Annotated in this window: 8 protein-coding genes; all 8 read right to left on the bottom strand. The window is 38.4% G+C overall.

All coding sequences use genetic code 11. From position 1 onward, the window contains the following. Positions 1 to 389: 389 nt before the first annotated feature. Positions 390 to 1,022, bottom strand: a complete 633-nt coding sequence (locus tag ACN9MR_RS08105; RefSeq protein WP_426329102.1) for a class I SAM-dependent DNA methyltransferase — start codon at positions 1,020 to 1,022, stop codon at positions 390 to 392. A gap of 52 nt (positions 1,023 to 1,074) precedes the next feature. Continuing rightward, complete coding sequence (locus tag ACN9MR_RS08110; protein ID WP_426329103.1) at positions 1,075 to 1,695, bottom strand: Crp/Fnr family transcriptional regulator; 621 nt, start codon at positions 1,693 to 1,695, stop codon at positions 1,075 to 1,077. A gap of 216 nt (positions 1,696 to 1,911) precedes the next feature. After that, the gene (locus ACN9MR_RS08115) at positions 1,912 to 2,190 is read right to left on the bottom strand and encodes a hypothetical protein (protein WP_426329104.1); all 279 of its coding nucleotides are present in this window, start codon (positions 2,188 to 2,190) and stop codon (positions 1,912 to 1,914) included. Positions 2,191 to 2,799: 609 nt separating this feature from the next. Further along, entirely contained in the window at positions 2,800 to 5,091 is a 2,292-nt protein-coding gene (locus tag ACN9MR_RS08120) for a GH92 family glycosyl hydrolase (RefSeq protein ID WP_426329105.1), read from the bottom strand. A gap of 171 nt (positions 5,092 to 5,262) precedes the next feature. Continuing rightward, positions 5,263 to 6,492 carry an acyltransferase family protein gene (locus tag ACN9MR_RS08125; protein ID WP_426329106.1) on the bottom strand — a complete coding sequence of 410 codons (1,230 nt, stop codon included), beginning with the start codon at positions 6,490 to 6,492 and terminating at the stop codon, positions 5,263 to 5,265. 71 nt (positions 6,493 to 6,563) lie between these two features. Further along, entirely contained in the window at positions 6,564 to 7,544 is a 981-nt protein-coding gene (locus ACN9MR_RS08130) for a purple acid phosphatase family protein (RefSeq protein ID WP_426329107.1), read from the bottom strand. A gap of 118 nt (positions 7,545 to 7,662) precedes the next feature. Next, the gene (locus ACN9MR_RS08135) at positions 7,663 to 9,264 is read right to left on the bottom strand and encodes a RagB/SusD family nutrient uptake outer membrane protein (RefSeq protein ID WP_426329108.1); all 1,602 of its coding nucleotides are present in this window, start codon (positions 9,262 to 9,264) and stop codon (positions 7,663 to 7,665) included. Positions 9,265 to 9,275: 11 nt separating this feature from the next. Then, on the bottom strand, positions 9,276 to 12,320 hold the full coding sequence (locus ACN9MR_RS08140; RefSeq protein WP_426329109.1) for a SusC/RagA family TonB-linked outer membrane protein: 3,045 nt from the start codon (positions 12,318 to 12,320) through the stop codon (positions 9,276 to 9,278). Positions 12,321 to 12,382 lie beyond the last annotated feature (62 nt).

The following is a 12,382-nucleotide window of genomic DNA, read 5'->3' on the forward strand; positions in this document are numbered from 1 at the left end:
TAGTTACCAAATTACATACCTGGATGGGACGCCTTCTTTAATTTCGCGACCATACCACAGTCTCTAGCGGGCGCCGCTTTCTTTTTTAAGAATTTCATTATTTCTACGTAAATTGCAGTCACAAAAACAGATTTTCGGTTAGTTATCGAGATAAAAATTAAACAAAAATCTAGGGTGAAAAGCGATAAAAAAATAGTTGCCCAAATCGTAACCATATAAAAATAGAGTGTTTTAAGTATTTGATATATAGTTTGTTAGGAGTTTGTTTCGCTTCCTGCCATCCCGACACAAAACAGAAAGCCTTTAGATCGTTAGATTTAAAGGCTTTTTTGTTTTTTAACATTGATATTTTAGGGATTAAGTAGAATCAAGCGGAAAAGTTGGAGTCATTATTTAATTTTACAGACCAATACTAGATCTGTAATCATTAATCCATCCTGATCAGGAGAACTATAGCGTTTTAGAATGAGGGTTTCAAAGTTGTTTTCCTTCAAGGCCGTAACTAAATAATCTTCCTTATGGTAATTTACATATACCTGATCGCCTGTGCTGGATATTTGATACCTCGATTTATTATTTTCGTCCTCCTCCATAGTACTCAAATAAAAAACACCATTTGGTTTTAATAATTTCGAAACATTTGAAATTAGTTTAACAGCTTCTTGTTGTGTTAGATAGGGTAGACAAAAGCCGCAGGTAATCGCATTAAATTTTTCTTTGATAATATCAATATCACGACAGTCCATAAGTTGAAATTGAGCCTTGGGATTATTGGCCCTTGCAAGGCTGAGCATCTTTGAGGACAGATCGATTCCCAAAATTTGGTAATCAGGTCTCTTATCCAATAGGTATTTGGTGATGTTTCCTGGGCCGCAGGCAATATCCAAAACACGGGCATCACCCGCCCTTATATGATCGAAAAAGACCTTAAATGGTTCAGCATATAAACTGACATCCATAAATTTTTCCTGGTATATTTTTGCTGATTTGTCAAATGCATCAGCAGCCTTTAATATTTTCATACCCTCGGCAAGATTTTAAACAATAAAATTAAAAATAAAGTACACGCTGGTTTTATATTCTTTTGTTTTCTCCTGATCTGATCCTGCTTAACGTTTCCAGTCTTAGTCCAAGGAACGAAGCAATATACCGGAGCGGTACACGGTTAATCATCCAGGGGAAAGCCCGGAGCAGGTGTTTGTAGCGGCCCGTAGCAGAGGGAATCTGGCAGATAAAGCCTCTGTCATTCGCTCCTCTATAATGAAGTTCCATGATCTTTCTACCAATAATGTTTGCCTCTGCAAAATTTTTATAAAGCATAATGGTGAGTTCATGAGGTATAGCAATCAGTTCTACATCCTCAATTGCCTGAAGGTATTCATCTGATTCTTCTGCAGTCCATAGATTGCGGATGGTTCCTACAATTTCATTTTCCTGACAGATCCAGGAAGTGATTTCCGTCCCTGAGTCCTTGTAGAATCCCCTTACTACCCCTTTTAAAATCAGATAAAGATATCTATTGCGGTCTATCGGGGAGATAATATATCTGTTCTTGCGGAAACTCACCGGAAAGGTGAGGCTATCAATAAGTGCCTCCATTTCAACAGTTAGAGGATGAAAGCTATTGTATAAGGCTATAAGTGGTGAAGCACCGTTATAGGAGTCCCATTTGCTGTTTTCCTGCGCACCGGCCATGATTCTTTAGTTTAGCTTTTCAGATAGTGATAAAAGTAATTAAAAGACCAAACTTTTCAAAGTTTCGTTATTCTGGATTAATGGGATCACATTTCAATCTTAAATATCCAATAGCGGGTAAATTCGGCCAATCATAATAGTCCTGATCAAATACCGAGCCGATAAGCTATATCCTGGCTCAGCCGAATAATTTAGATGAAGGTTAATTGGCCTATTTTATAGCAGATTATTTGTTTTGGCGCTTAACGATGTACGTAAAGCGCCCGATAAAGCAAGCATCTCACATACTTTATCATTCCAGTCTATCAGTGCATCTTCAGGCGATGTTCCAAGACCTGAAACATCGTGTTCCTCTTCAAAAGATAAAACAGCGTAGTAGCAATCACCGTCTTGATAAACGGAGGGTTTAAACTGCATTACAAATGTTGGTAACCTGTATCTATTATAATCAAAATCTATCAGTTTTCCTGGGATCGTTCTGGCCTGCTGTTTCATAGCTTGCTATTTTATTGAAACTTTTTTGTTTACCTGTTTTCTGCTTAGGGTAAGCAAATGCAATTGTAAATTAGTCAATCAATGTTTCCTCAAGGTTAGCAGGTTATTGTTTGTTTGTTAACTGTTTGGTGGAAATATGTTTGGGTGAAAAAATATCTGGTCTGCTTTTTCTTAAGATTAGGAGTTTCTCATTTGCCCGGATCATTTTCTAAGAGAAAGCTGCTGTCTAGCTTTTAGATGTAGCATAATGAACAGGAGAACGATGGTAAGATGGTGTTTTTAATAATGATGTTTTGAGCGATATGGTCAATGAATAAAGATATTTTTTTCGCGCTTAATCTTTTTAGCTCAAGCATAGTCAAATCTTATATACCATTCTAACAATGAAAGTTGAAAAGAAAACTTTAAAAACATCAGATAAAACCGGGAATGAGGTGTGTGAAAGTGTCTTTCCCAAAGGCATGATATTTTTTATCCTTGCGCTAAGTGCAATACTAATGATCTTGATTTTGTATAAAGATTAACCTGTGTTGAAAGTTTTTCTGTTATCTAACGCATTCTGTGTACGGTTATTAATCTAAGATTTACTTTATGTTTAGATTTTCATAATTAAAGCATGGCTGGTTGATCTTGCAGATAAAAGATCAATTTTCCGCCCTGAACCAGCAATTGGTGTTTAATTTGGTATTTGGTAAAAGGCTTTCCATTTAAACTGATTTTTGAGATGTAAATAGAATTTTTGTTCTTTTTAATGGCTGTTATGACTAATTTTTTGCCATTTTTGAAAGATATTGTAGCCTGTTTAAATAAAGGGCTGGTGAGTTGATAGTCTCCTGAAACAGGATCTACCGGATAAAAGCCGAGTGCTGCAAATACATACCATGCCGACATTTGCCCCGCATCATCGTTGCCACTTAAACCACCAGCGCCTTCCCCGTACTCTTCTGCCAAAATGCGTGATACTTGCATCTGGGTTTTCCATGGAGAAGGGGTGTAGTTGTATAAAAATGGAATCTGGTGACCAGGTTCATTCCCATGCCAATATTCTTTTTTCTTAAAAAGCGAATCCAGTTCGTTTTCGAGATTTTTACGCCCACCCATCAACTTCATCAGTCCGGGCATATCATGCGGAACGTAAAAAGTATATTGTCTTGGGGTCCCTTCTGTAATATAAGGTTCGCGGTGATCGGGATAAAAAGGCTTGTACCAGTTGCCTTTAGCAAAACGTCCTCTAACCATTCCAACATTAGGATCAAAAATATGTTGGTAATTAAGCGATCGTTTTGATAGCTCCTGGTAATCGGTTTCTTTGCCCAAATCTTTTGCAATACTTGCGAGTGCATAATCATCGTATGCATACTCTAAGGTTCTACTTACCTGTTCCTTCTTATGAAAAGCGTTTGGGATACTATCTTCTAACGGAATATAGCCGTACTGTAGATAACTGTTAATTCCACGTCGGCCTTTTCCATTCAGATAATCGACAGAATCGGGCATTTGAAAGGCATTTTGCCTCATCAAGCGGTAAGCTTCATTAATATCATAATTGCGGATCCCTTTATTATATGCTGAAGCAATGAAAGCAGTAGCATGATCGCCAATCATGGCAGCAGTATAACTATTCCAGCAAGGGAAAATAGGCATCCAACCACCTTGCTGACCTTTTAATACCATCGAATTAACAAGGCTATTGGCTAAGTTGGGATTCAATAACTCAATTAAAGGTAATTGCGCACGGTAAATATCCCACATCGAAAAATCATCGTAATAATTGCCTTTATTTATTGTTTGGTTCTGATATTTTCCATCAAACTGTGGATATTTCCCGTCTACATCATTATATAACCTGGGATGTTGCATAGCATGATAGAGGGCCGTGTAAAAGATTTTTTTCTCTTTTTCATTTGTGTCTGAAATATGGACCTGCGATAGGGATTTTTCCCAAGCCTGATTGGTACGTGCTAAAACAGTCTCGAAATCATCATTTTTAATTTCACTTTCCAGGTTGGCCTTGGCGGCTGCGATACTTGTAAAAGAGGTGCCAGAATAAATCACTAACTGCTCTCCTTTTTGCAGTTTAAAGCCTGCATAGGCACCAATATCCTTTTTATTGCTGATGTTTTGCTGATTGAAAAGATGACCTTCGCTATAAACCCCTGCCGAAGTAAAGGTTTTTTTGAACCGGATGAAAAAATAACCTCTAAAGCCTGCAGGTTCTCCCCATCCCTGATAAATCCGGTGAACGGGATTATATCCGGAAATTTCACCTCTTTCTGCATCAACTTGAATAAAACCCTTTTTTTGATCGCTATTAGGGGTAACTAAAATATAAACGCTGTCTGTTTTTAGCGTGGTGATCCGCATTACACCGCTTCTAAGGCTGGCTGTAATTTCTGTCAACAGTTGATGTTGGGGTAATTTCAACTTATAATAGGATGGGGTAGAAACTTCGTTTTCGTGGACATAATTTTCTGCATATTGAGCTGCATTGGTTTTAAGTTGGCCTGAAATGGGCATAATGGTAAAGCTTCCGTAATCTTGGGTGCAAGAACCGCTGATCCAATGGCTTGCCCTAAATCCGTAAAACTTTTTATTGTTGTAATAATAAGGTGCCAGACATTTTTTTTCAGTCAGTTGCGTCTGTGGCGTCCATTGCGTCATACTAAAAGGTGGTGCTACTGCCGGAATGGTATTGGCCAGGCGTTCGGTTTTATCTTCAATATGTTGGCTGGCCAATGTGGTGCTTGCAGAAGTACCCGAAAATGGTTGAACGTAAGGAATTAAAGGCTGTTTTTGTGCATAAGCAACGTTTGTATAAGTGATCGCTATAGCCGAAAGGAACAGAAACTGTATTCCTTTTTTGAATTTTGATGCTCTATTTTTTAAATCAGTTAACAACATATGTTATGTAAAGTATAGTGGGCCAGGATTTGATATTAAAGGAAGTTCTTTTATTGTTTCTTTGTTCTTAAAGGGTAATTTGGTGTTTTTAATATCGCTCGTTTCGTCATCCTGAACTCGTTTCAGGATCTTTCTAGTATTACTTAGCTTATGGAGCCTACTGGCTTTGCCTTAAATTTTTAAAAACCATTTTCTATCATAAAGAAATTTCAATATCCCAAGCTGTATTAGTAGAACACCTAACCATAAACCTGCCTGCTGCCAGGCTAAAGGTATTTTAGCGATAACTCCACCAAAGAGGAATTGTGAAGTAGATTCGAAATTGAAAAGCCCATGAGCACAAACGTAAATTAAAATAGAATTTGTACCAATCCAGATGAAGGGCAAGCTCCATTTTTGATAAGCTTTAACATCAATAATGTAATAGAAAAAGGAGAACAGCACCAGACTGAATCCACCGGCAACCAACACAAAAGAACTTGTCCACATATTTTTATTGACCGGAAAAAGTATGTTCCATAGTAATCCAAGCGAAACCAATATTATGCCCGCCATAAGGAGGTAGAAAGCTTTTAGAACCAGACTGAAACGGTTGTTTTTAGTGTTTAGAAATGTTCCTGTAAATACTCCTAAAAGTGCTGTTGCAATGGCAGGTATAGTGCTTAATAAACCTTCTGGATCGTAAACTGTGCGATGGAGTTTGCCAGGCAACCATAAGCGGTCTACATAAGCTGCCAGGTTACCTTCTGGTGTTAAAACACCACTTCCGAAACCTGGAACAGGTATGGCTGTCATAATAATAATGTAGTAGCCCAATAAAATGCCCAGCAGCCAAATTAGCTGCTTGCGTAACGAAAAATTGAGGTAAATTAAAGCAGCAAAAAAAGTGGATAGGGCAATACGGCCAAGCACGCTCGCGAAACGCGTATTTTCGTAGCCTTCCCATTTGAGCAGGCCGTTTACCACCATTCCGAGCAAGATTAAAATCAGTGTTCTCTTGATCAGCGCATAATAAATACCTTTTGCCGATTTTTTTTTATCATTTCCGGCATTTAAATGTTTTTCGTAAGAAAATGGCATCGAAACACCAGAGATAAAAATAAAAAGCGGGAAAATCAGGTCGTAAAAAGTAAAACCATTCCAAACGGAGTGATGCAGCTGATTACTGAGGCCAACCAAAAACCTTTCGAAAAATGATAAATGGCCATTGCTGGCGATGGTCCAATCATTGGGATTTCTGATTAAATGGTGTGCTTTCATCACACCGTTGGCCAGACCGTGGAAAATACCTTCTCCACTAATAATCCAGAACATGTCAAAACCGCGTAAGGCATCTAAAGAAAGTAATCTTTTCTTTTTCGTTAAAAGTAAATCCTGTGGGACAGACTCGGTAATGGCCATAATATTTTTAAAGCTAATGATGGGCGATTTTTGTTTTCTAAAAATAAGCGCTGTTCGGAGAAAAGCAGTATTTATTTTTTAATAATGGTATTATAAATAATTTCTCCTTCATCGTTAATGGTTTGTATTCGTATTAAATCTTTGCCGACCGAAAAAAGCATGAAACCATAAACAGAGGCCACCATCTGGGCATTATCAATGAGTTTTACAGGTGTTTTTTCTGATGCTGCGCCTGAAATGAAATGATGTGTTTTGCCTTCAGGTTTAATATACTGCAAACTGTGCTCGTGCCCGGTGAGGTATACATCTACGCCATAACGATCAAAAACTGGTTTAAGAGAACTGCGGATTGCTTTGGTATCATATCCGTCTGTCCTGCTTCCTCCAGTATACATAGGATGATGACCCACAACAATTTTCCATCTGATGCTTGGATCTTTATCACTTAATACTTTAGCCAACCATCGTTTTTGTTGAGTAGTATCCTGGCCTTTTACGTTTGGACCGTATTCTGAATTTTTGTAAAATTCTGGAATTAAAGGGTTGGTATCAATAAAAGCAATCAATACCTGATTATTCAGGTCTCCGTTAATGGGGAATTTCTTTGCATAATAACGGGCAGGCATTTTCCATCTTCTGCTAATTTTTGAATAGGCTACCTGAGCATCTGGATTGGATTTATAATCGTGGTTACCCAATACCGGATACCAATCCCATTGCAAAGAAAATGCAGTATAAATATCTTCAAATGAATATTTAAAAAGCGGATCGTGCTCACTGATTACACCGCTAGGGTAGAAGTTATCGCCCGTAGAAATGATAAACTGTGCCTTAACATCAGTTGCGGTAATACCCATTTGTTGTGCTACCTGTTTCTGATGATCGGCGCCGTTCCTTCCCCAATCGCCCATGGCAATAAAATTAAGGGATGAGACATCTTTAGTTAAAGTTTTGGTTGGAGAAGTGGCTTCAGATGGTGTTTTTAGCAAAACCTGAGCTTGTAATGAGCAATAGGTGAATAGGAAAATCAGTAAAAGTAAGTGTTTCCTCATGGAGATAAATTTAAGATGCTTGAGAAATTTTGATGGGCTATCGGCCTTGAACACAATGGGAAATAAGAAATTTCTCTGGCTTTTACCCCAGAGAAATTTTTGTATTGTTTACCACCGATTAATTGTAACCAGGGTTTTGCTTTAGCTTGGGATTTAATATAATAGCTGATGCTGGAATCGGCATGAGTCTATGAAAAGTTTGTGCATCTGTTTTAAAGCCCCATGTTCCTTCATATTTACCAAAGCGAATCATATCGTTGCGGTGCCAGCATTCCCAGGCCATTTCTCTACACCGTTCTTTATATAAGTCCTCTAAAGTAATTGATGTCCATGCAGGTGAAGTAGTACGAACAGCACGTAACTGATTCACTAATGATAGAGCAGTTTGCCCTTGTGTAGGCGTTGCACCTCTAAGTATAGCTTCAGCTTTCATCAACAAGATGTCAGAATACCTGAATATTGGCACATCATTATTTTGATTTCTGCTGGATGATGTGCTGTCGCAATAAAATTTATTGTTTCTATATCCCATATTCCAGGCTATTTCATCATTTCCGGCATCAAAAGGTCTGGATGCATCTCTAAGGGTAACATTTGGTGTAATATCAACCTGGTAAGTGAGTGCAGCTGAACCATCAGAACCTGCATAGAATTGATCGTATCCTTTTTTTGTAGTACTTACTGTTACTGGTCTGCCATCATTCAAAAATTGTAGTCCCTTAATCCATTGTGCATTTCTTTTATCATTAGGATCGTTGAAATTTGCATAAAATTCTGGTAATGTACTCATCGGGGCACTTGGTGTAAATTTTAAACTGTATTTTGCCTGTAAAGAACGTGGTAATGAGTAACGCGAATAGATCATGGTACCATTACTAAATCCAGGATCGAAAGGGATAGCAAAGATAAATTCTTTGATTTGAGGCCCATTATCAATGAAGAACATTTTTCTATAATCGCTTTCTAAACTATAAGGGGAACCCGAGGCGCCAATAATGGCATCACACATCGCTACCGCTTCATTGTATTTTGGTGTATTAATATAAACTTCTGCATTCAGGTACATTTTAGCCAGAATAGCATAGGCTGTATATTTATTTGGGCGGCCATAGGTCGCTGTTCCTGTAGCACTGCTTAAATTTGGCAATACTTCTTTAAGTTCTGCTTCAATAAAATTAAAAACTTCCTGGCGCGATTTGGTTTCAGGTGGTGTTGTTTGTCCGAAAGTGGTTACAATAGGAATGTTCCCCCACAAATCCATCATCATAAAAAATGCTAAGGCTCTTGTTGCCCTAACCTCGGCTACCGCCACTGTTTTTCCTGGAGATTCGGGAGCATCTTTCAGTAAAAATAAGGTTTGATTTGCTTTACTAATTGTTGCAGAAAGCCATCCCCAACCACTATTAACATGTCCATTATCCTTATTCCAGGTATGCTTATGATGGTTTTCAAATACGCCACCATCATACCAGTTACCGCCTCTGGCCGGCATAATGGATTCATCGGTACTTAAAGATTGCATAAAGAAATAATCGGTACTCCAGTTTTGGCGAAGCTGCACATATACCTGACCAGTTAGCTGTATAAAGTGTTGATCTGTTTGGGGAAACGTTTCAGGAGTTAGCTGTGTTTCCACTTTTAAATCCAATTTATGGCAGGAAGTCAATACGCCTAATGATAACGCAGCTCCTGTAATATAATATTTGATAAGATTTTTCATCTTTTTAAATTTTAGTTAAATGATACGTTTAACCCGAATAAAAATGTTCTGGTTTTAGGATAAAAGTTATTGGTATCTACACCTGGAGCAGTACCACCCTGATTTATCTCTGGGTCTATTCCTTTATAACCGGTAATTACAAACAGGTTATTCGCTGTGGTATACAATCGAATAGAATTTACACCAGGAATAAGGCCTTTTTTGAAAGTATACCCAAGCGTAGCATTATCTAAACGCAGGTAACTGCCATTTTCCAGGAACCTGCTCGAATATTTATAGGAGTTGAAATCAGCTACTGACTCATTTTCAACCTCTACAGGGATATTGGTGAACTGGGCGGTGCTCGGCCTGAATAAATCAGCACGTGTAACGTTCATAATTTTAACACCTAATACCGCTCTCATAAATATGCTTAAATCAAAATTCTTATATCTGATGTTGTTTGTCCAACCTAACAACGCTTTCGGTTGTGCATTTCCAAGGATATAATAATCGGTTTTATTAAGCAAGCCCTGTGTTTTGATATTACCTGTTGCATCATAATACTGCGACACGCCATTGGCATCTTTTCCAGCATATTTATACGTAAAGAAAGTTCCGATTGGCTCACCTGGCTTAAGGATCTGTAGTGTTGCACCACTTTGTCCGGCACCATCAGGAGAAACGGTAAGGCGATCCTCAATATTGAATCTGCTATCATCTGATAAGCTAATAACCTTATTTTGGTTATGTGCCAGGTTAAATCCGGTAGTCCAGCTGAAGTTATCCTTGCTTACTGGCGTACCATTTAAAACCACCTCAATGCCTTTGTTGCTCAGGCTACCAACATTTGCCGTATAAGAACCTGCTGGGTATAAGTTATTGTCAACGCCAAATGTCAAAATCAGATCAGTTGTTTTTTTATCATATAGGTCTACAGATCCTGTTAATCTGCCATTAAATAGTCCGAAATCTAAACCAATATTCGTTGTAGCTGTTTTCTCCCATCTTAAATCCGGGTTTTCATTCTGGATTGCACCATAAGCACCTTCTCTTGGTGAACCGTTATAATAAAACTGTCCAACCTGTCCATAAATGAGTTTAGTTGTTAGCGGGGCAAAGCCAAGTGAGTTCCCTGCAATACCATAACTGCCTCTTAATTTAAGGGTTTTAAGAACGCCTGCATTTTTAAAGAAATTTTCCTGGTCAATGTTCCATGCTGCACCTACAGATGGGAAATAACCCCATTTTTCGTTAGCCCCGAATACATTAGACCCATCTTTTCTGATCGATCCCTGGATCAGGTATTTGTTTTTATAATTATAATTTACCCTGGCAAAATCGGAGATCATCAAAATTTCCTGATAAGTTACATTTGGATTAAAATCGACCCTGAAGTCGGTTACCGCATAGGGGTTTCCTAAACTTAAGTTGTTATAACTAACCTGGTTAATCGGGAAATTTGTAGAGGTAGCCTGAAAGCCATCATTATTTAGCGATTGCTGATAAGAATAACCCACCACGGCATTGATATCATGGTCGCCAAATTTTTTATTCCAAGTTAAGTAGGTCTCTAAAATCTTATTGGTGTTCTGATAGGCATTTCTTACAGCCAAACCATCTTTACCTACCAGGGTTACGAAGCTTGGCGTTGCGGGTGGCTCTGGCGTATTTCGAACATTGTTATACCTGGAAGTATAAATGCTGTTATAAAATGCACCGTAAACGTTTTGGCTATTCTGATAAGATGCAGAAACATCGTAAGAGAAGCCGAATGGTAATTTTAAGTTAATCGTTAAATTGCCTAGTATGTTTTTATTCTTAAGGTTCTCTGTACCGTTTTCGAGCATAGAAACCGGATTATAGTAGCTGGTCTGGATTAGGTTATCGAAATAGGACCCATCTGGGTTCTTAACTGGCGATGTTGGCAGATAAGTAAGCATCTGCGACAATACCGTATTGCGATATGGAACCAGATTAGCATTCGTGACCGAGTTGCTGATGTTCAATCCAATCTTCAACTTATCGTTTAAAGCTTTTTGTTCAATTCCGATGCGACCGATAAACCTATTTAAATCACTGGTTTTAATAATTCCATCTTGTTTAAAATAATTTAAACTAGCATTATAAGTAGTCTTTTCTGTACCACCACTTAAAGATATATTGTGGTTGTATGATAAAGCATCACTACGCTGTACCTCATTCTGCCAATTGGTATTTGCACCTTTATCATTTGCGGGGGTGAGTGCAGAATTATTTTTGGCCAAAAATGCCTTAAGCTGATCAGCATCCATCATGTCATATCGGTTAGATACGTTTTCTACACCAAAGTAACCATTGTAAGCAATTTGTGTTGCACCCGCTACACCTCTTTTGGTGGTCACCATAATTACACCATTTGCGGCCCTGTTACCATAAATAGCGGCAGCGGCAGCATCTTTTAATACATCGATAGAGGCGATATCATCTGGCGCAAGAATAGAAATGTCAGCACCAACTACACCATCAATTACAAATAATGGCGATTGCGCACCGTCACGCAGGGTAGATGCTCCACGCATAATGATTGCAGCATTACGGTTCGGGTCGCCACTTCTGGTAATGTTTAATCCCGGTACTTTACCTTGCAGCATCTGACCAACATCGCTAATGGCACCTTTATTTAAATCATCACCTTTAACAGTAGAGATAGAGCTGGTTAATGCTTTTCTTGAGCTTTTTCCGTAACCAACAACTACTACATCAGTAAGCGATGAACTCGCCTCGTTGATGACTACCTGATAGGTGGATGCGTTAGTTACCGTAAGTTCTTTTGTTTGGTAGCCCAAAAAACTGAAGAGGATTTTGTCACCTGTTTTAGCTGAAATGGTAAAGGATCCGCCTGCACCTGTTGAGGTCACTTTAGTGGTTCCTTTAACGGTAACTGAAGCGCCTACAATAGGCAGTTTAGCGTCATCTATTAAATTTCCGGTAATTTTTCGTTCAGTTTGCGCAAAAGCAGTGTTGAACGACTGGCTGATCAGTAAAAGTAGCAAAAAGATGCTGGCATGCTTTAAGCTCGTACATTTAAATCTCATGATTTTTGTAGATTTAGGTTCATAAATTGGTTGTTTTGTTTAGTTATTGTTTTGAGATAGAA

It is taken from the genome of Pedobacter sp. R-06 (assembly GCF_049913135.1).
Lineage (GTDB): Bacteria > Bacteroidota > Bacteroidia > Sphingobacteriales > Sphingobacteriaceae > Pedobacter.